This window comes from Synoicihabitans lomoniglobus (assembly GCF_029023725.1).
GTDB classification, from domain to species: Bacteria; Verrucomicrobiota; Verrucomicrobiia; order Opitutales; family Opitutaceae; genus Actomonas; species Actomonas lomonigloba.
Genome location: NZ_CP119075.1, coordinates 4,081,816 through 4,104,076 on the forward strand (window position 1 = coordinate 4,081,816; position 22,261 = coordinate 4,104,076).

The 22,261-nt window shown below is 64.3% G+C and carries 15 protein-coding genes; 9 read left to right on the forward strand and 6 right to left on the reverse strand.

The annotated features are described in order from the left end of the window. The first annotated feature begins 64 nt into the window (after positions 1-64). The 3 genes from PXH66_RS15775 to PXH66_RS15785 all read left to right on the forward strand — a co-directional run bounded on the left by PXH66_RS15775 (position 65) and on the right by PXH66_RS15785 (position 3,036). A complete protein-coding gene (locus PXH66_RS15775; RefSeq protein WP_330930502.1) occupies positions 65-1,123 on the forward strand; it encodes an ATP-binding response regulator in 1,059 nt (352 codons plus the stop codon). A gap of 85 nt (positions 1,124-1,208) precedes the next feature. Continuing rightward, positions 1,209-2,723 (forward strand): PLP-dependent transferase, encoded by a 1,515-nt coding sequence (locus PXH66_RS15780; protein WP_330930503.1) that lies wholly within the window; start codon positions 1,209-1,211, stop codon positions 2,721-2,723. 22 nt (positions 2,724-2,745) lie between these two features. Continuing rightward, a complete protein-coding gene (locus PXH66_RS15785) occupies positions 2,746-3,036 on the forward strand; it encodes a DUF167 domain-containing protein (protein ID WP_330930504.1) in 291 nt (96 codons plus the stop codon). Here PXH66_RS15785 and PXH66_RS15790 read toward each other — a convergent pair. Together PXH66_RS15790 and PXH66_RS15795 are read right to left on the reverse strand one after the other, a co-directional pair. Then, complete coding sequence (locus PXH66_RS15790; protein WP_330930505.1) at positions 3,033-6,887, reverse strand: hybrid sensor histidine kinase/response regulator; 3,855 nt, start codon at positions 6,885-6,887, stop codon at positions 3,033-3,035. The genes PXH66_RS15785 and PXH66_RS15790 overlap by 4 nt on opposite strands. Before the next feature lie 117 nt (positions 6,888-7,004). Next, on the reverse strand, positions 7,005-8,345 hold the full coding sequence (locus PXH66_RS15795) for an MATE family efflux transporter (RefSeq protein ID WP_330930506.1): 1,341 nt from the start codon (positions 8,343-8,345) through the stop codon (positions 7,005-7,007). Between the two features lie 154 nt (positions 8,346-8,499). Between PXH66_RS15795 and PXH66_RS15800 the strand changes: the two genes are divergently transcribed. The 3 genes from PXH66_RS15800 to PXH66_RS15810 all read left to right on the forward strand — a co-directional run bounded on the left by PXH66_RS15800 (position 8,500) and on the right by PXH66_RS15810 (position 13,539). Next, entirely contained in the window at positions 8,500-9,384 is an 885-nt protein-coding gene (locus tag PXH66_RS15800) for a DMT family transporter (RefSeq protein ID WP_330930507.1), read from the forward strand. A 43-nt stretch (positions 9,385-9,427) separates the two neighbouring features. Then, positions 9,428-9,847, forward strand: a complete 420-nt coding sequence (locus PXH66_RS15805) for a hypothetical protein (RefSeq protein ID WP_330930508.1) — start codon at positions 9,428-9,430, stop codon at positions 9,845-9,847. Positions 9,848-9,948: 101 nt separating this feature from the next. Beyond that, positions 9,949-13,539 carry a LysM peptidoglycan-binding domain-containing protein gene (locus PXH66_RS15810; RefSeq protein WP_330930509.1) on the forward strand — a complete coding sequence of 1,197 codons (3,591 nt, stop codon included), beginning with the start codon at positions 9,949-9,951 and terminating at the stop codon, positions 13,537-13,539. A gap of 60 nt (positions 13,540-13,599) precedes the next feature. On the opposite strand, the gene PXH66_RS15815 is transcribed toward PXH66_RS15810, so the two are convergent. Next, complete coding sequence (locus PXH66_RS15815) at positions 13,600-14,517, reverse strand: AEC family transporter (RefSeq protein ID WP_330930510.1); 918 nt, start codon at positions 14,515-14,517, stop codon at positions 13,600-13,602. Between the two features lie 68 nt (positions 14,518-14,585). Beyond that, the gene (locus PXH66_RS15820; protein ID WP_330932071.1) at positions 14,586-17,234 is read right to left on the reverse strand and encodes a M14 family zinc carboxypeptidase; all 2,649 of its coding nucleotides are present in this window, start codon (positions 17,232-17,234) and stop codon (positions 14,586-14,588) included. Positions 17,235-17,320: 86 nt separating this feature from the next. On the opposite strand from PXH66_RS15820, the gene PXH66_RS15825 reads away from it, so the two are divergent. The 3 genes from PXH66_RS15825 to PXH66_RS15835 are packed head-to-tail and all read left to right on the forward strand — an operon-like array spanning position 17,321 to position 20,378. Further along, positions 17,321-18,727, forward strand: coding sequence for a sensor histidine kinase (locus PXH66_RS15825; protein ID WP_330930512.1), 1,407 nt, complete (start codon positions 17,321-17,323; stop codon positions 18,725-18,727). Next, entirely contained in the window at positions 18,724-19,785 is a 1,062-nt protein-coding gene (locus tag PXH66_RS15830) for a peptidylprolyl isomerase (protein ID WP_330930513.1), read from the forward strand. Before PXH66_RS15825 ends, PXH66_RS15830 begins: the two co-directional genes overlap by 4 nt. A gap of 56 nt (positions 19,786-19,841) precedes the next feature. Further along, on the forward strand, positions 19,842-20,378 hold the full coding sequence (locus tag PXH66_RS15835) for an FKBP-type peptidyl-prolyl cis-trans isomerase (RefSeq protein WP_330930514.1): 537 nt from the start codon (positions 19,842-19,844) through the stop codon (positions 20,376-20,378). Between the two features lie 16 nt (positions 20,379-20,394). Here the strand turns inward: PXH66_RS15835 and PXH66_RS15840 are convergent, their stop codons facing one another. Together PXH66_RS15840 and PXH66_RS15845 are read right to left on the reverse strand one after the other, a co-directional pair. Continuing rightward, on the reverse strand, positions 20,395-21,174 hold the full coding sequence (locus PXH66_RS15840) for a M48 family metallopeptidase (protein ID WP_330930515.1): 780 nt from the start codon (positions 21,172-21,174) through the stop codon (positions 20,395-20,397). A gap of 566 nt (positions 21,175-21,740) precedes the next feature. After that, entirely contained in the window at positions 21,741-22,196 is a 456-nt protein-coding gene (locus PXH66_RS15845) for a metallophosphoesterase family protein (protein ID WP_330930516.1), read from the reverse strand. Positions 22,197-22,261: the final 65 nt, after the last annotated feature.

Consider the following 22,261-nt stretch of genomic DNA (forward strand, 5'->3'; position numbering starts at 1 on the left):
AACGAGAATTTCCGGCTTCGACATCCCCCGGGCACGCTTCAATCTTTCCTCCCCACCACCAACCATGAGCTCCATTCTACTCATAGATGATGACGAAAACCTACTGACGCTGCTGAGCGAACTGTTCGGCATCGAAGGTTTCCGCGTCATTTCCGCCTCCGACGGAGAGCAGGGTCTGCGCCTCGCGCGAGCCCACCGGCCCGACATCATTGTCTCCGACATCCGCATGCCCGGGCTCGACGGTCACGAGGCCCTCGCCGCCGTCCGGGCCACGCCCGGGCTGGAGGACACCCCCATCATTCTCATCACCGGTGAGGCCGATTTTGTCGACATGCGCAAAGGCATGGAAGGCGGAGCCGACGACTACATCCCCAAGCCTTTCGACAGCCAGAAGTTGCTGGACACGGTCCAAAAGCATCTCGATCGCGCCGCCCGCCGCCGCGACGCCGCCTCGCAGGAACTGCGCTCCCTACGCCGCAGCCTGAGCGCCATTCTGCCCGACGACATGATCGAGCCTTTGCACGAGATCATCGGCTGCGCTTCGGTGATCGAGATCGATGCCGAAGTCATGCCCGCGTCGGAATTGAAGGACTTCGCCCGTAACATCATCGCCAGTGCCGAATCCCTCAATCGCCGGATCGAGAGTTTCATGATCTTTTCGCACCTCGAGGCCGGTTCCCTCAAACTCGCCCTCAGCGCGGATTCGCCCATCCACGATCTGGTGCGGCACGCAGCGGAACAAGTTGCCCGTCGCCATCGTCGCGTTGAGACCCTGCGTCTTGACCTGGAGCAGGTGCGGGCGCCAATCGCTCGTGATCTGCTCGCGAAAGCGATCATCGAACTCGTTTCCAATGCCTGTCGCTACTCGATCAAAACCGAACCCATCGACGTGAAACTCACCAGCACCCCGGATGATTTCACGATCACCGTCACCGACCACGGCATGGGCATCGGCGAAGACAAACTCGCCGCCCTGCAAGATGAGGAAAAGCCGGCGCATGGCTACGGTCTCACCTTGGCCCGCCGCCTCACTCACGCCATGGGCGGAGACTGGGTGCTCGATAATCAGCCGAAAGTGGGCGTGACCGCCAAACTCACTTTTCCCCGCTCGCCGCAATCCTGAGTCCGTCCGTTAAACTTCCGCCCTTTGCTGGCTCGAACCGGAGACCAACCCTTCCGGATCAAGCCGGCTCCCGACTCTACGAATCATGAGCGCGTTCCCTCCCTTGCCGTTGGGGCAACCCATTCCCGACTGCCTCCATGGCGTCTCGTGCAGCCTGCCCACGATGCGCGATGTGATCGGCTACGAAGAAAAAAATCCGGCCGTCACTGCGCACCTCGACAGCGGCTATCCGCGTTTTGTGGTCCACCGCTTCAACCGGCAACTGGCCACGCTCATCGCCACGGAACTCTCCCTGTCCGATCACGATATCTGGCTCACCTGCTCCGCGCGCGTCGCCACTGCATTGGTCGGCGAACTCTCCGATGCACACACCTCACTCATCCACCACGATGGGGTGCACGGCGTGGCGCACCGCCGTGATCCCGATCTGTTCAACCACGCCAAACGCTATCTCCAAAACATCGGCGGGTTTCTGAGTTCCCGCGAGGCGGAAGACCGTCTCGCCGCGCGCGGGCTGATCGCCGTCGCGCCGGAAACGTTGGCGCCCACCGCAACCGCCGCGACCACCGTGCGGGAAGTGCTGACCCAGGCTCACGCCGGGGCCCGTCACGAGGACATTCTGCTGGCCCCGTCCGGCATGAACGCCTTCCACGGCGCCTGGCGTTCCCTCGCCGCTCTCCAAGCCGAGCGTGGTCGCACCGTTTGGATCCAGCTCGGTTGGCTCTATCTCGACACCATTGCGCAACTGCGTCGCTTCACCGCCAGTCCCGCCGACTACGTCAACATCACCGACGTCAACGACCTCACGGCATTGGACGAAGCCCTGGCTGCCGCCGGCAATCGGCTCGCCGGACTCGTCACCGAGGTGCCCACCAACCCGCTCGTGCAAACGGCCGATATCGCTGCGGTCGCTCGGAAAGTCCACGCGGCCGGCGGACGGGTGCTGCTCGATCCCACGTTGGTTTCGCCCTTCAATATTCGACTGCTCGAACACTCCGATGTGGTCGTTAACAGCCTCACCAAATACGCCGCCAACGAGGGAGATGTGATCGCCGGCTCCGTCATCATCAATCCCGCCGGATCCGACGCCGCTGCGCTTCGCCACCGCATCGCCGCCGCGCTCGATCCGGTGTATCCACGCGATCTCGCCCGACTCGCCGCCCAGGTTCCGGCCTACGAATCCACCGTGCTGCAAACCAACCGCACCGCGATCGATGTAGTTGAATTTCTGCGACAGCACCCCGCCGTGCGCGAGGTGTATTGGAGCCTGCAACCGGCCACGGCCGAAAACTATCTGAAAATCGCCCGCAGTCCGGCGCACATCGGCAGCATGATCAGCTTCACGCTGCGACGGCCGCTCGCCGAAGTCTACGACCGCTTGCCATTGGCCAAGGGGCCGAGCTTCGGCATGCAGACGAGTCTCATCTGCCCCTTCATCTACCTCGCCCACTACGACCTCGTCACGACCCCGGAAGGTCGTGCCCAACTTGCGGCCGCCGGCATCGATTACGAGTTGCTGCGGCTTTCGGTCGGCACCGAGCCCGTGAGTGAAATCATCGCGGCCCTTGAGTCGGCTCTGAGCGCTCCGACCCCCGCCTAACCCCATCGGTAAAAAACGGCTGATGACCGACTCTGGTGCGACCTGCGTCCTGCCCATCAAAGCCGTGCCCAACGCCACCCGCAGCGAAGTGGTGGGGTGGTTGGGGGATGCGCTGAAAGTGAAGCTCAAAGCGCCCCCGGTCGACGGCAAGGCCAACGCCGAACTCTGCCGCTTTTTGGCCGGACTTTTCCAACTGCCCAAGGGGTCGGTCACGTTGGCCACCGGGGCGAGTGCGCGCCAAAAACGGGTGGCTATTCACGGCCTCACGCTCGAGGAAATCCGGGCGATCGTGGCCCCCGTGAGCCGCGGTTAGGACCGCGCCACTTCGACGGAGTTTTCGAGGAAATCGCGAATCTCGCTCATTTGGTAACTCTTGAGCAAGGGTCGCAGGGCCGCCGCCAGTTTGCGCCCGTCGGGTTCGGTCTCGGCCAGGGCTTCGACCGCCGTGCGCAGTCCCCGCACGTTGCCGACCTGCGCCAAGGCGGCCAGCTGTTCCACTGCGGAAGCGGACAGTCGCACCGGGCCGGTTGTCGGCGGTTCGACATCGGGCGGCGCCACGGCCTCCAGTTCACCGATCCAATCCAGGTGCAACAGCCGGCCCAGCTTTTCAAACAGGGCCGCCGCATCAAAGGGCTTGGGCAGAAAATCGGCAAACCCAGCCTGCAGCGCATCCGCCGCCTCCGCCTTCAACACACTGGCCGAAAGACCCAACACCGGCACCGGCGACGCCATTGCCGCCCGCAACTCCGGCAGCAATTCAATCGAGTTTCCATCCGGCAGACGCACGTCGAGAATCAAGAGATCCCATGATTCCCGGCCGACCGCCGCCAGGGTTTCCGCCCAGGTGGCGGCCTCGCCCAGTTCAAACCCCAACGGAGCCAGGTAATCACGCAACAACCGCCGGTTCGTCGCCATGTCGTCCACCACCAAAATGCGGCGGCGGCGGCCTTCGTAACCGGTGACAATCCGACGGGGCACCGGGACTTCCGCCCGCTCGTCGGTCCGGACGGGCAACGGTATCCGGAATGAAAATACGCATCCGTGATCGGGCGCCGTCTGCAGTTGCAGTTCGCCGCCCAGCAAACGCACAAACTCCCGGGCAATGGGCAGCCCCAGCCCCGTGCCGGCCTCCATGGATACCGCCCGCGCCGATTGCTCGAAGGGCTCAAACAGGCGCGTCGTGTCCTCGGTCGTCATGCCCGGACCGGTGTCGCGCACGATGACCTCCAACTGGTCGTTCGCGTGGGCGACACTGATCGCCACCTCGCCCCGGGTGGTAAATTTGATGGCGTTGCTCATCAGGTTCTCGATGACCTGGCGCAACTTTTGCCCGTCGCCAACCACGACCTCCGGCAGTGGATCGGACGTGGTAAAACTGAACCGAATCGGCTTGTCCTGCGTGCGAGTTTCACCGGCCGCGCGCATTTGCCGCATCAACGCCGGCAAGGGAAATGGCGCGTCCCGGCGCTCCACGCGTCCAGCCTCGATTTTGGAAAGATCGAGCACCTCGTTGATCATGCTCAGCAGGTGTTCCCCGCTGCCGTGGATGATGCCCACTTTCTCGCGCTCGGGCGCGGCGAGGTCGCGGCTGCGGGCCAACAACTGCGCATAGCCGATGATCGCGTTGAGCGGCGTGCGCAACTCGTGGCTCATATTGGCGAGAAAACGACTCTTGGCCGCATTGGCTTTCTCGGCCGATTCCTTGGCCGCCGCGAGCTGGGTGGTGCGATCGACCACGACCGCTTCCAGACGGGCGCGCTCCCGGCGCAGCGACCGCGTGCGCAGGCGAATGTAACCCCACAACGCCACGCTCAGGCCCACCACGTAGGCGGCGATCGCGACGCGGGACTCATACCACGGCGGACGCACCGAAAACCGATATCCCTGCACTTCACTTTCGTTGCCTTCACCATCCCGCGCCTGCACTTCGAAGCGAAACGGACCGCCCTTGAGATTGGTGAAGCGAATGCTCACGTCGTCGTCGTAGGCGCTCCAGTTGTCGTCGTAACCGACCAATCGCGTGCGAAACTGCATGGTGTTGCCGTGACGATAGCGCGGGGCCCCAAACGTGAACGCGATCGGCTCCGTGGCATAGGGAAACGCATGCAACTCTTCCGCCCCCGTGTCCTGAAACGCCCCCGCGGCCCGCACCGTGTTCACCCGCGGTGACCACGGTCGATCGGCGGGCAACGGCGCGTCCAGTTCCCACCGCAGCAGGCGGAGCTCAATCACCCAGAGAATGCGCCGTCCGTCGGGCGTGATTTCCAACAACGCCGCCGGCGCCCCGTTCGGCCCGATGAGGTCGAGAATGGGGGCTGGCGCGGTGATGACGTCATAGTCCCCACCCGGCCGGGGCACAGCCCGCACCAACGCCGTGTAAGACCGCACCAAGTTTTGGCCCACGCTGGTCCAGAAGGACCCGTCCGGTTGTTGTTCGAGCGGAAAAACCAACGTCGGCGGCGCGTCGTAGAGATTGAGCGGGTTCCACACCTCCATCGCCTTCCCGTCTCCAGCGACCCGATACACGTTCTTCGGCGTGGTGATCGACAAGCCGTCGATCAGTGGCTCCGCCAGCTGGGTGACTTCGCTGGCATCGTAACCGAGCACCGCGGGATCGCGTGCAATCGTGAGGTGCTCCCAATCCACTGCCGCAACCGTCGGGGCCATGTCCACGCGAATGACGCCATGTCCGGCCGTGGTGACCCAAAAATCGCCGTTCAAATTCTGCAGTTGCCGGGTCTGGGACGAGCCGTGCTCCACCACGCCCAGGCGCCGATAAGAACCGTCGGGCAAGCGTTGATAAAAAATTTCCATGCCGCGCGGAGAACGCACCACGACGTCGGGCCACATGCGCAGAGCGCTCAACACGCCCGCCCGTGGTTGCGGGTCCTCCACCACCAACTCGATCGAGCCGTCCGCCCGCAGTCGCCCCAATCCCCGCTCGAGTGTCACCAACAAGTCGCCTTGCAGCGCGATCGCATCCGTGATGCGGGCCTCCGTTTCGATCGGCACGTTTTCAAAATGCGCCCCCGTTTCCGGCGGACCCGGGACGAGACGTTTCAATTGTCCCGCCCGCACAATGTGCAGCACGCCCTCATGGATGAACATCTGCTCGGTGTTACCTTCGCCCAATCCCCGATCGGTATCAAAAACCGTGATCGGCAGCTGATAGTTCCAATGATGCACCCCCACCAAACCGGAGCCCCAGATGCTGCCCTCATCGTCCTCCACCAGGTCGAAAAACGTATCGTTCTCGAGCCCCGAACGCGTGCTGACCTGGTGCACGATTCCGTGTTCGGGATCGAGGATGGCGATGCCCATTTGCGGGCCCGTCACCGCGAGTTGCCCTGATCGCAAACGCAGCACATTGCGCAACTGGCGTTCCTCGAGTTGGAGCCCCAGGCCATCAAACGCCTCACGCACATCTCCATTCGCGTAGAGATCGTAAATGCCGTTTTCGTTGCCCATGACGGTCACGCGGGCGCCCGCGACGGGCGGCGGATCCGCGAGCACCACCAACCCGCCCAGTCCGGCAATTCGTTCATCGCTCCACCGCAGCACCCACGCTCCGTTCTCCCACGCATACACGCCTTCGCCGGCTCGAAAACAATACAGGCCGTCAGCGGTGGCGACCAAAGGGGAGTTCTTGGCTTCGCTCCACTCGGCGTGGCGCACGGTCTCGCCGTCCCACGAAAAGAACACCTGCGGCGTGCTCGCCCACACCACCCCGTCGTAAATCACCAGGGAGCCACCGACCCCAAAATCCTTGGGGTCAGCCACGACCCGATCGATCAGCGACTCATAAGCGTAACGCCCGTCCTCCCCGCGCTGGAGTCGGCCGAACACCCCGCTGCTGGACACATAAATCTCGTCGTCCGCCGTGACCGCTTGATTGAAAATGAAATTCTCCTCGATCGGGAGCTTCGTCCAGGTCTGCCCATCGAAGAGCAACAGCCCGCCGAACGTGCCGAAGACCACCCGTCCGTCCGACAACTTTGCGCCGCCGATCGTGTTGATGTGGGCCTCGTAGTCCTCGGAACTGAAATGACGCACGAGCTGCTTGCCCTCTTGCGACAGTTCAACTCCCGGAGCGTCCTGCGCGCTCCCCCCGAGGACTCCGCCACCTAGCGCAACGATCAATGCAAGGACTCGGCGTAGGCTCATAAACAAGGGAGGCTGGGGACTCACGCGCCACGACCGGGACATGAGGCCGCCACCATGATGGTCCCTTTCCCGCTAATCCAGCTCTTCCTGACCAACAACCTCAACTCAACCAAGCACCTACGGCGTGTCTCCCGTTCGCGTCATGCGTAGGAACCGCGCATTCAACGCCACCGCGGCAAAGATCAGCCCGACCGCCAAGCCCGTCCAGATACCCGTCGGCCCCCAGCCGCTCTTCACGCCCAGTCCGTAGGCAATGGGCAGCGCCAGTCCCCAATACGCCACGGCCGTGATCGCGGTCGGCACCTTCACGTCGGTGAGTCCCCGCAACGCCGATGCCGCCACGACTTGCGCTCCGTCCGCGAGTTGGAACACCGCCGCCACCACCAGCAACTTGCCCGCCAGGGCGATGACTTCGCGTTCGCTGACAAAGCCCGACGCCAGCCATTGCCCCTCAAAGGCGAACAGCACCGCAAAGAGGCCCATGACGATCGCCGACATCGCCTGCGCCCCCAATCCGATCGGCCGCAACGCGTCCTGCCGCCCTTCGCCCACCGCCCGGCCAACCCGCATGCTCACCGCCATCGACATGCCCAGCGGGATCATGAACGTAAACGCCGCGCAACTGATCGCAATCTGGTGCGACGCGAGCGCCGTGGCACCGAGCCAACCCATCATGATGGCGGCCGCCCCAAACGCCGCCGCTTCAAACACGAGACTGAACGCGATCGGCACACCGACTTTCAGCAATCGCCCAAAGCGTTTCCACTCATAACCCGAAAACCAGTGCGCCGGCCATCCCGCGCGCAAACCCGGGGCCAGGTTCACAATCCACCACCACAACACCAGCACCCCGATCGAACGCGAAATGAGAGTCGCGACCCCCGCCCCGGTGAGACCCAGCGCCGGCACTCCGAGATTCCCGTAGATAAAAACCCAGTTCAGGAACACATTGAGCAAGATCCCCAGCACCATCATGACCATCGGTGCCACCGCATGGTCGTGAGACTCGGCATACTGCTTCTTCACCTGAAACCACAGGGTCGGCACCAGCGAAATCGCAATCAACTGGTAGTAGGGATTCACCAACACCAACACCTCCGGCGGTTGCCCGAAACGGTGCAGCTGCGTGCCCACCAAAATCATCAACACGGCGCCCAAGGTGCCCGCCACCGTGCCCAGCAACAGCCCGTGCTGCACCCAACGGGAAACCTCGACCGAGTCATTGGCCCCACGCGCCTGCGACGCCATGATCGTTACGGGAATCATCAAGCCGACCCCCACGATGAAAAACACGCCCCAGATGCTACCCGCAAACGCCGACGCCGCGAGCGCCTCCTTGCTCACCCGACCGATCATCACGCTGTCGGTGACGCTCATGAGCATCTGGCTCAGCTGCCCGACGATGATCGGAGTGGCCAACACGAGCGTGCGACGAGCTTCTTGAAGATAGGAGGACATGGGATCGAAGGAAACGATGACTGTGCGCCGACGCCCGCCGGCGTCACGCCACAAAGACGCTAACGGTCGCAAACGTCACCCCCGCAACCGGTTTCCGCCCTCGCTTCGCCGGTAGGCTTGCTGTCCTTTTCGAGACTTCCCGATAACTTACGCCGTGACCGCCCTCGCCTTGTTTCTCGTCTTAACTGCCGCCGTGCTCCACGCCACGTGGAACCTGGCGGCCAAGCGAGTGGGCAGCGGCCTGCCCTTCGTGTTCGGAGTCGGCGTGATCATGACCGTGATCTACACGCCCATCCTGATCGGTATGGCGGTTTGGCGCGGCGAGGGACTCGGACTCGGCCCCACGGAACTGGGCGTGATCGCCGTCAGCACCGTGCTCAAGACCGGGTATGCGCTGTATCTGCAGCGCGCCTACCGCAGCGGCGATTTCTCGTTCATCTATCCACTGGTGCGCGGTAGTGCGCCCCTGATCGCCACGGCCGGCGCGGTGATTTTCCTCGGCGAGCGCCCCTCATCTCTCGGGCTCATGGGCGGCGCCTTGATCGTGGTGAGCATATTTTTCCTCAGCAACGGCGAACGCCTCTGGCAACGCTCCGCCGACCCGGCCGCTCCACGCCTCGGACGTGCCTTGGGGAACGCGCTGATCGCCGGCAGTTTTATCGCCAGTTACACCGTGTGGGACCGCAACGCCGTCGGATTCCACGACGTCAACCCCGTCGTCTTTGACGGGCTCACCAATATCGGGCTGACCTTGCTCCTGGCCCCGTTTGCCTGGTCGCGACGGACCGCGGTGCGCGAAATCTGGCGCGTCAATCGACGCGAAATGCTCATCATGGCCACGCTGTCGCCCCTCGCCTATGTGCTCGTGCTCACCGCTCTCAGCTTCACCCCGGTCAGCTACGTCGCCCCGGCGCGAGAGTTTAGCATTCTCATCGGCGCCTACCTCGGGGCGCGGGTTTTTCGAGAGCAGCGCAGCGCCCGACGCCTGTGGTGCGCCCTCGGCATGGTCATCGGGTTGATCGCCCTCGCCGCGACCTAACGAGATTCGACAAATCGTCGCGGTCCGTGACATGTTTAAACTCATGAAGACCAAGCGACGCGTCAAAATGTTGATCATCATCGGTCTGCTCGCCGTTGCTTTCATGTTCTCTCGCGCGCTGCGCTACCGCTCGCGAACCACCCCGACTCGACCGCCCCAGCACCTCACCACCCCGGCACCGACCACCGCGCCCGTCCCGGTCGAGACCGCTCCCACTCCCGTCGCGACCACGACGGTTCCGCCCCATCCCGATACCCCGGCGCAGCGGGCAATCGAGATTCAAGACGGCCAAACCATCGATTTCTCCTCCGGCCGCCCGCGGGTTTCTCAAACCGTGGCTGACCAAGCCGCCATGGACGCCGCTCTCGCCGAGATGGAGGCCGCCACCGCCGGCGTGGTCATCTCCGGCGAAGATTTGCCGAACACCTCCCCCGCGCCGCCGACTCCCGCCGGCGACCCGTGACACCCGAACGTAAAATCCCCGGCAAACATCGGGATTCCCCCATTCCAGCCCAATTCCCCGCTTTGCATCCCCGTGATCCCCGCCCAAGCTCTCGCATCCACATGAAAGCTCGATTCTTCCGCACCCTGCTTGGTGCCTCTCTCGCTCTGTTTGCTTCGTCCGTGCTTTCCGCCGCCACCAGTCCCGCGGCCCTCGCTTCCCTGCGCGACAAAGCCGAGTCCGGCAACGCCATCGCGCAATACAACCTCGGGCTGGTCTACGCCGATTCCAGCGAACCGTCCCACGATTTGATCGAAGCTTACGTGTGGCTGTCCCGGGCTTCCACCAACGGAGCTCGCGGACGGGAACTCGCGCTCGTTCGCTCCCAACTCACCGCCAATCAACTCACCGAAGCACGCCGTCGCCTCGAAACCGCCTTGCCCGCCACGTCGGCCAACACGACCTCCACCATCTCGCTGACCACGAGCAGCACCGCGCCGGCCCCCGCATCCGTTCCCACAGCCAACAATCCGTCTCCCTTCACCGCCGTCCCCCTCGACGTCGATCCCGACGAATTCAACCGCGTCGACCAGGAACGTCGCCGCCTCGCCGAGGAACTCGCCGCCGCCTGGCGGGAAAACGAAGCCCTCCGCGCCGGCCAATCCAACAGCGACGCCGAACTGCGCAAACGCGTCGCCATCGCCGAAACCGCCCTCGCCAACCGCGAGGACGATCTTTCCCGCCTCCAATCCGAGTTCAACCGCCTGCGCTCCGGCGCCCCCAGCACCGCCGAGCGCGAGCTTCGCGACGAACGCGACCGCCTCGCCGCTGAAGCCAACGCCGCCGCCACCGAGCTCGCGACCCTGCGCGCCGACAACGCCCGCCTGCGTCAATCCGCCGAACGCCTCGAACAGGAAACCGCCAACGCCCGCGCCACGGCCGAAGCCCTGCCCCAACTCCGCTCCGAACTCGCCGAGGTGCGACAACTTTCCAACGAACTCACCGCCAACCTCTCCCAGCGACAGGCCGAGGCCACCCGACTTCAAGCCGAGCTCACCGCCGCCAATCGCCAACTCGAATCCTCGGCCGGCGCGCAAGCCGATCTCACCGCCGCCACCGAACGCATCTCGGCCTTGCTCGCCGAAGTCTCCAACGCCCGCCGCGAAGCCGATCAAGCTCGGGCCGAGCTCGCCACTCGGGCCGACGCCTTCGCCACCGCCCAGTCCGAACTCGAGTCCACCCGTCAACAACTCGCCGCCACCACCGCCGATCTCGCCACCCAGCGGGAAACCAGCAACCAGACCGCCTCCGAACTGGCCGCCACCCAGGCTCGCCTCGCAGAACTCGGCGACACCGAAGCCGACCTCGGCACCGCCACCAACCGCATCCAGGACCTGCTCGGACAGCTCGCCGATGCCCGCCGCGAGACCAATCGCCTGCAGGCCACCCTCGAAGACCAGTCGGCCGGCCAAGTCTCCGCCGCAACCGAACTCGAATCCGTTCGCCAACAACTCGCCGCCACCACCACCGATCTCGCGGCCGCCCGCTCCGACGCCGAGTCCCTCAGCGCGACCAACGCCCAACTCCAAGCCGAACTCGCCACCACCACCGCCCGTGTCGCCGACCATCAGGCTGCCACGCTCCGCATCCAGGAACTCACCGCCGCCCTCCAAACCCGCGAATCCGATCTGGCGGAACGCACCACCCGCCTCAGCACCGCGGAAGGTCAGGTGAGCGAACTCTCCGCCGAGCTCGCCAACACCCGCGCCAACCTCACCCGCCTCCGCGAGACCGCCGCCGATTCCGGCGACACCGCCGCCGCCCAGGCCGCCCAACTCGCCAGCTTCCGCACCGAACTCGCCGACGCCCAATCCGCCAACGATCGCCTGCGCGCGGAACTGAGTTCCCTCCAAAGCCGAGGCGCCCAGCGGGACCAAAATCTCGCGGGACTCACCCGGAGCAACACCGAGCTCACCGCAGAACGCGATGAGTTGCGCGCCCAACTCGCCACCGCCGAGTCCCAGTCCCAAACCCTCGCCGGCGACCTCGCCGATCAACGCGCCGCCGCCGGGCGTATCCGTCAACTGGAGACCGCACTCGCGGCCGCCGAAGCCAGCCGGACCGAGCTCGCGACTCAACTCGAAGCCGCGCAAACCCAGGCCAGCAGTCTGGCCACCGATCTCACCGGCGCCCGCCGTCAGCTCGCATCCCAAGACGGCGTGAGTGAACGCATCGCCCAGCTCGAATCCCAACTTTCGACCTACGCCACCATGGCGGACCAATTGGTCGCCGCCGAAGCCCAGGCCGAGGAACTCACCGCCGATTTGGCAGCCGCCCGCGCCGCCCAAAGTGACGGTGGCGACGAACTCGAGCGCGCCCTTCAACAGCGCGAGGCCCTCCGCACCGAGTTGGCTGATCGCGACGAAAGCCTCGCCAACCTTCGCCAGGAACTCGCCTCCCACCAGGAACAGATCGCGGCCCTCACCGCCTCGCAGCGCGATCTCGGCGACGCCACCGAGCGCGTCTCCACCTTGCTCGGCGAACTGTCCATGGCTCGCGACGAGAACCAACGCCTGCAAGCCGCCCTCAACGATCGCGGTGAAGCCTCGGCGCAGCTCGAAGCCAGCCTCCGAGCCTTCGCCACTCAAGAGCGCGACCTCGAAGCAGCCGAAGCCGCCCTCGCCGCCAGCAACGAAAGCGCCCAAGCCCGCGCCGCCGAAGTCGCTGAACTCCGCCAAGAAGTCAGCTCCCTCCAGTCCGCTCTCGCCACCGCGCAGGCCGGCACCGTGGACGCCGACGCGCTGGTAAATGCCCGCAGCGAAATCAGCCGACTCCAAACCGAGCTCCAGTCCGCGCGCACCAACGCCGGCGAAAATGCCACGGCCCAAGCCGATGAACTGGCCGCGACCAAGACCAAACTTGAGGCCAGCCTGCGCGCCTTTGCCGCGCTGCAACGAGAACTGCGCTCCACCCGCTCCGACCTCGCCACCAATGCCGAGGAAGCCGACAGCACCGCATCCACCATCGCCGAGTTGCGCGAGGAGGTCAGCAGTCTCCAGTCCGCGCTTGCCGACGCCAAGTTCACCGCCTCCGAAGCTGAAGGCCAGGTCGCGACCCTGAGCGCCGCCCAGTCGAACGCCGACGCCCTGCAAGCGCAACTCGCCACCGCGACCACCACGGCCTCCGAACACGAAGCCGAAATCCAAACCCTGCGCGAACAGCTCGAAACCAGTTCCAGCTCCGCCGCCGACCTGCGCGCCGCCAACGCCGATCTGTCCGCGCAGCTTAACGACACGCAGGCACTCGCCGCCAGTCGCGGCACCGAACTCGACGCCGCTTCCAGCCTCGCGGCCGAGAACACCCGTCTCCGTGAATTCGCCCGCCAGGCTCAGGCGCAGAGCGCTTCGATGGCACAGGAACTCAATGTCCTTCGCACGCGCTTCGCCCTGCAAAGCAGTCCGGCCGCCCGGCCCGTTGCCGGCCGCTCCGTCCCCGATCGCCCGTCCGGAATCACCGCCAATGCAGACACCACCCCGGCTGCGACCGACGATGCCTCCCGCAGCCACGTCGTGGCCGCCGGCGACACGCTGTCATCAATTTCCCGCGAATACTACGGCACCACGCTCCGCTGGCGTGACATTCTCAACGCCAATCGCGACGTGATCACCGCCTCCAACGCGCTGACCATCGGATCGACCCTGCGCATCCCGTAACCGATCGGGCGTGCTCGCCGAGTGCGCCCACGTCCTGAGAACCTCCCCACGCCACCTGACTCAGGCGGCAAACATCGCGATCACGATCGCAAGCGTCACCCCACTCGCCGCCGCGCTGTAAACCACCGCACTGGCGGCGAGGTTTTCATCTCCGCCCATCTCCTTGGCCATGGTGTAGGACACTGCCGCGGTCGGACACGCCAGACAGATCAAGCCGGCCAGCAGCGCGCCGTCCTCCAGTCCCAGCCAACGGGCCAATCCGTATCCGATCAATGGCGACAACACCGACTTGTGCAGCGCGGCCAGGCTCGGCAGCCGACGATTGCCGCCGACCGGCACGCGCATGAGCGCGGCCCCGATGCACAACAAAGCGAGCGGGAGCGCCATCCGCGCCAACGATTGCAGGGTGACCATCACCGCGACGGGGGGAGTCCAGCCCGCCGCATTGGCCACCACCCCGGCCACCGACGCGACGATGATGGGGTTGCTCACGATCCCCGTCAGCACCCGCTTCAACATTGCCTCGCCCGACGTCGGTTGACTGGCCAGCAGCACAATGACGGTGGCGGCGTTGTGCAAAATCAACATCGGGGCAAACGCCAGCATGGTCTGCCCCAACGGCACGCCCGGCACCGTGAGCAACAGTGGGAGCCCGATGAAGGAGAGATTTCCGCGAAACGCCGCCTGCACAAACGTGCCGCGTGACCCGGGTGCCACCCCCAACCACGGCGCCTCCCACCAGCTCCAGGCCAGATTGATCAGCGTGGCCCCCGCCATGACGATCAGTAACAACCCAAACCCTTCCGTGCTTTTCTGCGCCGAGACCAACGCGTGAAACACCGCCGCCGGCAGGCCGACGCGAAAGAGCAACCGGTTGATCACCCCGACCGCATCGACCGGCAACATTCCCACGCGCTGTAGCACCGCCCCCAAGGCGATGATCAAAAACAACGGGGCAAGCAAATTGATGACATCCACAGCGCGCGAGTGTCAGGTGCCGCCCCACGTCCGTCTAGGCGTATTTGTAGGTAAAATGGAGTGCCACCTCAGGGTGTTTTCATGGCCGGGCCGAAGAAGATCGCATTACCCAGCAGGCGCATCGCCCCGAACCAATAGCCGCGAAAAACCGGGTTGTCGGTCATCGCAACCACCCGCCCGGAACCGAGGGGAGCAATGACCACGGCCGCTTGATTGGAGAGACGCGATTGATCCTCCGGTGTGGCATAACCCGCGAGCAACGGATCCGGCGTATAAACCAGCGGGGTCTGGTAAGGAGACTTCGACGGTTGCATCACCAACTTGCCCGCGCGAAAGAGGGGCAACATGTCCTGCCCCAGGCCATAGGCCAGCGGGTGCGTCAGGTCAACGGACGCCGCGAAGATGGAACCCGGGATCAATTTCGATCGATTGATCCGCTCCCCCTCACCAAACGGCACGCGCATCGGCGGTGTCGCCGGTGTCGCTTCGGCCGGATCTTCCACCAAGGTTATCTTCGCCCCGAGTTTATTGATCGCCCACGAAATGGCATCTTCCTCCACGATCAACGTGCCGCCGGCGCGGGTCCATGCCTTGATGGAATCAGCCGTATCCTCGGACCAACTACCAAACGATCCGTCGACGATGACCATGGCATCGTAACGCGACAGCTCCGCCCGCTTCACGTCGCCGTGCTCCAGCAGCACGGGCGCCATGTCCCAACGCTGATCAAGGGTGTGCCAGACTTCGCCGGCGTCGTAGGGGCTCACTCCGTCGCCCACCACAATCGCCACGCGCCCCGCCGTCACGGTGACCAAACTCGGACTGCCGAGATCAGGACCGTCCGGGGTCAGTCCGCGATTGAGCGCCATGACCTGCAGGGCGTCCCGGGCCAGAATCTCGTCGATCACCCGCTCGATGGTTTCGGACTTATCCGGCTGACGCGTCACGGGGATGATGATGGCTCCGGGCGCGACGTCGATCGACTCCGACTGGCCGGCGGGCAGCGCGCGAAACGTTTGGGCCGTGACTTGCGCCACAATTCCCGCCCGCCCGAGTCGGCCCAATGCCCGCGGCAGATCCATGCCTCGCGGCAACAAAACGTAGGCGAGCACGTCGGCGGTGCGATCTCCGTGCAGCTGGCCCACCGGACGCGGCCCGGGCTCCAGCGTCCGGCCCCACGCCTTGCTCAAGCCGGTCTCCAACTTGTCGTGCGGCAGATTGAAAGCCCACGGCACGCTCCACGCCGAAATATCGTAGAATGCCGTGTCATTAAACTCCGTCCGGTCGGTGAACAGTTCCGCCAGCAACCGGGCCTGCGGCTGATCGGCGGGCACCGCAAACGCCTCGCCCGCCCGATAGGTGCGCTCGCCCACCGTCACATCACGGGAGAGGGCGCGCACTTCGATTTGGTGACGAGCCAGCAGATCGCGCAGTTCCCAGGCCCGGGCCGGATCGCCGGCGGGATCAAACACCCAGCCGCTCACGCCGCGATCGCCGGCAAACGTCGAGGCCGTCGCATAAAACTCCGCTTGATGGGCCAGCAAGTCTTCGCGCAGCGCGACTGCTCCCTCGAGCGTCGAGAGCGACGCGAGGACTTGGTTGCGGATCGAAAACGGAAAGGTGAGATCGCCAAAGTCGGTCTCCTGCACGTGCCCGCGGGAACTGGCCTGCTCGTAAAGAATGCCGATGCCGCCGTTGAGATCCGGATAAACCGAACCCTTGCCCACGTAAAAATCGTCGAACCCTTCGGCCGAGTAATAGAACGAGCCCACGCGATCGAGCGCGTCGGCATGGTGCGCGGCGAGTTTCTCCTGCAGCGCAAAAACTCCGGCGGGTGTCGTCGGGTTGTTGCGCGAGGTTACCCCCGGTTGAAAGAAGAACGTGCGATCCGTGCCCATCTCGTGATGGTCGTTCATGATATTCGGCTGCCATTGATAAAACCGCGCCACGCGGGCCCGGCTCTCTGGATGCACGAGCGGAAACCAGTCGCGGTTGAGATCGAACCAATAGTGGTTGGTGCGGCCGTTGGGCCACGGCTCGCGGTGTTCGCGATGGTTCGGGTCGGCCACCAAATGCTTCCCGCGATGCGTGTTGGCCCAGTGCGCAAAACGCGCCAGACCGTCGGGGTTGAACATCGGGTCGAGCAACACGACGACGTCGCGCCGCACCGCCTGGGCCGCCTCGCTTTGCGACGCCACCAACCAGTAGGCCACCATGACCGAGGCGTTGGCCCCGGACGATTCGTTGCCATGAATCGAATAGCCCAGATTCACCACGGCGGGTCGGGTCGCCGTCGCCCCTCGCTCCAGATGCGCGCGGCGAACGGCCTCCAAATCGGCCATGCGCTCCGGCGCGGCCACCACGAGTTGCACCAGCGGACGTTGCTCGTGGGTGTGACCGAACACTTCGACCTTGGCGCGTTCCGGGGCCGCCGCGGCGAGCGCGTGCAAATAACCCACGATCTGGTCGGGACGCAGATGCCAGTCGCCCACCTCGTAGCCGAAAAACTCCGCTGGAGTGGGCACCCGGTCCTCATAGGGACCACCATCGGGCAAGTAATAATCCACCGGCGCGGCGCGACCGCCGAGTCCCCACCCCGCGCCCACGATGCCCACGACGATCCATCGCCGCATGCCTTGTATCATCAAGTTCAACATGGTGGCCAATCCTGACACTTTCCGCGCGGGAAGAAAGCCCTTCCGAAGCGATGCACTCATTCTTGCCTATCGTTTGCACCCGGGGCAGCGTGGCGCTCTCTCTCCGCGAGTAATTTTCCGTCACCAAATTGCTCGGTGCGGCTGCCATGTCCGAAATCACCACTTCTCCCTTTGCATCCGCCAACCAGAACTGGCGAAGCACGTTTTTCGCCGAACCCGAAACTCGGCATGCGGAGACGTTCAGTCGGGAAATCACTTGGGACAACCTCAACCGGGGCCGCATCATCAATCGGTTCACGATCGTCCTCAGCATCCTGCTGATCGCGATCCCCGATCTGCAGTTGTGGCGGAGTGGCGGGTGGACCCACACCCCGGAATTGATCTGGTGGCTCTGGCTGCACATCGCGCTGTTGTGCGCCACCATCACCATTGAGATCGTGGCCCACGCGCGTCGGCGCGCTCACCCCCGCGAGGTCGTGCCCGGCGACGCAACCTGCCTCCAAGTCTGCTGCCTCGCCATCATGGCGCTGCTCGTTGTGAGCACGCTCATCCAGCAAAAAATCACCGGGCAGGTCTCCAGCGTCCTACTCGGTATCGGCGTATACGCCTCCTGCTTTTACACCCGCCCCCGAGTCAGTTTGGGGTTCATCGGCGGCAGTGCGGTCATCCTTATGACGTTGCTGCCTTTCGTGCAGCCCGCCCCCGCCGTTCTATCCAACCACATTGTGATCATCGGGGTATTTGCGATGATTTTCTGGCTGGCCTCCCGGCTCATCTACTCGCTGCGCGTGCGCGATTTCAGCCACATCCGGACCATCGCCGAACAAGCCCACTCCCTGGAGCAGGCGAACGACGAACTGCGCCAGGCCCACTCGCTCAAATCAGAACTCGTGGGTATCGCCGTCCACGACCTCCGCGACCCCCTCAACGCGATCAGCGGACTGGCTCAGGAGCTTGAACATGAGCTGCCCCCCGGGTCGCCCGCCCGGAATCTGGTCGGCGGCATCGAACAATCCGCGCGCCGGATTTCCCACCTCGTGGAAAACCTGCTCACCGAGGCCGAGCGTGAGAGTCGCGGCCTCGAACTCGACCGGCAGCTCACCGAGCTCAACCCGATCGCCGATGACATCGTCGACGACTACTCCTGGCTCGCCGGCACCAAACACCTCAAGCTCTTCAACGATATCGAGGGTGAACAATCCGTGTTTGCCCAGGTCGATCCCCGCAAATTCCGTCAGCTCCTGGAGAATCTGGTGAGCAACGCCGTCAAATACTCTTCGCCCGGCGGGGTGATCCGCATTGTCATGTCCCCGTTGCCGCCCCATGGCGTGCACCTCGAAGTTCACGACAGCGGCGCCGGTCTGCTGCCGGAAGATCACGACCGCATCTTCGGCAAATTTGCGCGTCTCTCCGCGAGCCCCACGCAGGGTGAAGGCACCACCGGCCTCGGCCTTGCCATCGTCAAAACCATCGCCGAAGCCCACGGCGGTCGCGTGTGGGCCGAAAGTCCGGGTCGCCATCAAGGCTCCACCTTTTTCGTCGAGCTGCCATGATCCGGGCACTGCGATCGACCTTCCTACTCCTCGGCGTTTTCACGCTGACCACCACCAGAGCCGAACTACCCGACGGGCTCTATGCCGTGATCAGCACCTCGCGAGGCGAGCTCACCGCGCGGCTGGATTTCGAAACCGCTCCCTTGACCGTGACCAGCTTCGTCGGCCTCGCCGAAGGCACGCTCGGTCCGGCCCCCGGCCACCCGTTTTTCGATGGCCTCACATTCCATCGGGTCGTGCCTGGATTTGTCATTCAAGGAGGCGATCCGCTCGGCACCGGCGAGGGTGGCCCCGGTTATGAATTCCCCGATGAGTTTCGCCCGGAGCTGCGCCATGACCGCGTCGGCACGCTATCGATGGCCAACGAAGGACCCGACACCAACGGCTCGCAGTTTTTCATCACACTCACCGAACTCAACCGGCTCAACTACTTGCACAGCGTGTTTGGCGAAGTGATCGCCGGTCTCGACGTGCTGCCGCGTATCGCCGCCGGGGACGAGATGACGGTGCGCATCCGGCGCATCGGTCCGGCCGCGCAAGCCTTCGTGGCGGACCGCACCACCTTCGCGGATCGGCAACGCCGCGCGCCACCCCTCCGCGTATCCTTCTTCGAAACCGCCCCGGGCATCCTGCCGACCAACTGGACGTGGGACATCACCCTTCGCCAAAAATTGGAAAACCTGCACCGCTTCACCGGGGCTCGTCTCTACGTGCGTCTCCACGCGACCAGTCCGGCCGACTGGCGTCCCCATGACACGACGGCGATCGACCGGTTTGCCTTCCGGGCCCAGCTTGATCCCGACGCAATCGTGGCGTTCTACTTCGCTGACAGCGGTCTCTGGCAGTTGAAATTCGGCTCCGCCAGCGCCGCCCGATTCACTTCCACCGACGACCATCTCCCGACAAAAATCGTGCGCCTGCTTGCCGACTGTGCCGACGAAGCGGATGAAACGCTCGTGTCGCTCTACGGCGACGAGGTCCCAGTCGGCCGCCACGCCAAGGTCAACGTGGACACCGTCATCGACCACCTGATCACGATCATCGCACCGCAACCGTGACGAAGCGCGTGAGGGTTTGATTTTACGGAGCGGGTGCGGCAGGTTGATCGATTCTTATGCGCGCTCTCCGCCCTCTTCTCATTCCGGCATTGTTCGGGCTTATCCTGCTCGGCATCGCGCTGGTCACTCGTTCGGGTAAACTCGCCCGCGAAAACCCCGGCGTGCCGATCAACAGCGCCATGCGTGAGGCGATGCACATGATGGTTTTGCCGCCTGCCGATGAGGCGCTGGTGAATCAGCGCTATCCGCAAACCGAAATCACTTCCTCCGGCTTGCGCTATATCGTCACCGCCCCGGGCGACGGCGTGACCCACCCGCAACGCGGTGAAAAAGTCGCGGTCCATTATCGCGGCAACTTTCTCGACGGCACTTATCTCGACGACAGCTACAAACGCAACGGACCCTACATTTTTCCCGCAGGCGTCGCCAGTGTCATCCCTGGTTGGGACGAAGCGGTGATGGATATGTCCAAGGGCGAAAAACGCACCCTCATCATCCCCTACTGGCTCGCCTACGGAGAAAAGGGCGTCAAAGGCCACATCCCCGAAAAAACCACCCTCATCTTCGAAATCGAGTTGGTCGACGTGTTCTGAGAGCCACCCATTCGGCTCAGAGACCGAGATACGAACCGTGTTGGTCCAACCACGCTTCGGCTTCCTGCCACCGCGGACAGACCTGGGCGACCGCCGCCCAGAATCGCTTGGAATGATTCATCTCCTTAAGATGCATCAACTCGTGATAAATCACGTAATCGCTGACCCACGGCGGTGACAAAATCAGCCGCCAGTTGAGGGAGATCACTCCCGCCTCCGTGCATGAGCCCCAGCGCGATCGCTGGTTGCGCACGGACACCCGTTTCACGGCCATCTGCGTGACCGCCCCCAACTCCCACGTGCGGGCGGGCAACTCGATTTTCGCCCGGCGTTGAAACGCCGCCTCGATGGTCGGCCGCAGGTCGCCGTCGAACCGCGGCACCCTAAAAACGTCCGCGCCCACGCTGACTTTCAAATGCGGTGACGTCGCCGCCTGCCGAATCTCGGTCCACTTCCCGCGCCACAATACCGGCGTGCCGATCCGCCAGTGGGTCGCCTGACGCGGCTTGGTCCGATGGCGTTCCCGCGCTCGCGCCAGCCAATCCGCATGCTCTGCGACAAACGCCCGGGCCGCCCGCTCCGTGCCACGCGCCGGAATCGTCGCCACGGGCACACCGTCGCGCCGCAAGGTCAGGCGGTAGTGTTTGGCCCGCAGGTTGCGCTCGAAAATCACTTCCGCTTCCGCCGGGGCGGGTTCCTGATCCAGCTCCCATTTCGGTCCGGCGGTGGTGACCGGGATCGCGGGCTCCGGAACCTCCCGGGACGGCTCCACCTCGCGCGCCGGTGCTTCGGCCAACGACGGTTCCGCTACCTCGGTGAGGTCAAATAAATCGGGCTGGAAAATGGCGCGTTCGATGTCCCGTGAGTAAATGCCGCGGATAACGCAATGCCAGCGCCGAGTGCCGGCGGAACCAGGTTTCCCCGCAACCGCCCCACTCCCGAGCCTCCCGCAACCCATTTGTCACCCAATAGGTGACAAACTTGCGGGAGCTGATCTCCTGCTGGATTTTGCCGACTATTCTTCGAGCGACTCGACGGACCAGCTGTAGGGGCCACGGTCCGCGCTTTCCACGAGAGTGCGCCGAGCCAGCCCAGTCCGCCACCATCGGCCCCGAGCCTCCCGCAACCCGTTTGTCACCTATTAGGTGACAAACTAGCTGAAGCTGATCTCCTGTTGGATTTTGCCGACTATCCTTCGAGCGATTCGGCGGACCAGCTGTAGGGACCACGGTCCGTGCTTTTCTTGAGAGTCCGCCGAGCCAGCCCAGTCCGACTCCATCCGCCCCGAGCCTCCGCAAGCCATTTGTCAACTATTAGGTGACAAACTTGCGGGAGCTGATCTCCTGCTGGATATTTTGCCGACTATTTTTCGAGCGACTCGACGGACCAGCTGTAGGGGCCGCGGTCCGTGCTCTCGTCGAGTGTGAGCCACGCAAAGCTGGGCGGTCCGTCGTAGCGCGGAGAACTGGCGGAGCCGGGGTTGAGCCATCGCACGCCCAACATGTCGGTCTCGTCACGCGGGACGTGGGTGTGACCGTGGAGGACCGCCGTCACGCCTCGCGGCGCGCGGTCGAGCGGAATGTGTTCGAGGTGAAACGTGTGGCCGGCGCGCTCCATGCGACGGTGGAGCGGCCACGTGGGCCAGCTGTCACAATTACCCGCGACGGTCCACAGCGGTATGTCCAGGAGTTCGAGTTCCACCAGCGTGTCAGGATCGCACACGTCGCCAAGATGCCAGATTTCGTCGGCGTCAGCGAGCCGTCCGGGCAGCATCGGCGGCATATGGTCGTGGGTATCGGATATAACCGCGATGCGCATGGCTCACTAAGTGCAGGCCGCGTGCCGTTGCGCTCCCTTCGACGAGTGGCAACAGCGTTGCGGCA

Bases quoted from the DNA above. Each gene is read 5' to 3' on its own strand.
- PXH66_RS15775 (WP_330930502.1), top strand. From the start codon at position 65: ATGAGCTCCATTCTACTCATAGATGATGACGAAAACCTACTGACGCTG.
- PXH66_RS15780 (WP_330930503.1), top strand. From the start codon at position 1,209: ATGAGCGCGTTCCCTCCCTTGCCGTTGGGGCAACCCATTCCCGACTGC.
- PXH66_RS15785 (WP_330930504.1), top strand. From the start codon at position 2,746: ATGACCGACTCTGGTGCGACCTGCGTCCTGCCCATCAAAGCCGTGCCC.
- PXH66_RS15790 (WP_330930505.1), bottom strand. From the start codon at position 6,887: ATGAGCCTACGCCGAGTCCTTGCATTGATCGTTGCGCTAGGTGGCGGA.
- PXH66_RS15795 (WP_330930506.1), bottom strand. From the start codon at position 8,345: ATGTCCTCCTATCTTCAAGAAGCTCGTCGCACGCTCGTGTTGGCCACT.
- PXH66_RS15805 (WP_330930508.1), top strand. From the start codon at position 9,428: ATGAAGACCAAGCGACGCGTCAAAATGTTGATCATCATCGGTCTGCTC.
- PXH66_RS15810 (WP_330930509.1), top strand. From the start codon at position 9,949: ATGAAAGCTCGATTCTTCCGCACCCTGCTTGGTGCCTCTCTCGCTCTG.
- PXH66_RS15820 (WP_330932071.1), bottom strand. From the start codon at position 17,234: ATGAGTGCATCGCTTCGGAAGGGCTTTCTTCCCGCGCGGAAAGTGTCA.
- PXH66_RS15825 (WP_330930512.1), top strand. From the start codon at position 17,321: ATGTCCGAAATCACCACTTCTCCCTTTGCATCCGCCAACCAGAACTGG.
- PXH66_RS15830 (WP_330930513.1), top strand. From the start codon at position 18,724: ATGATCCGGGCACTGCGATCGACCTTCCTACTCCTCGGCGTTTTCACG.
- PXH66_RS15835 (WP_330930514.1), top strand. From the start codon at position 19,842: ATGCGCGCTCTCCGCCCTCTTCTCATTCCGGCATTGTTCGGGCTTATC.
- PXH66_RS15845 (WP_330930516.1), bottom strand. From the start codon at position 22,196: ATGCGCATCGCGGTTATATCCGATACCCACGACCATATGCCGCCGATG.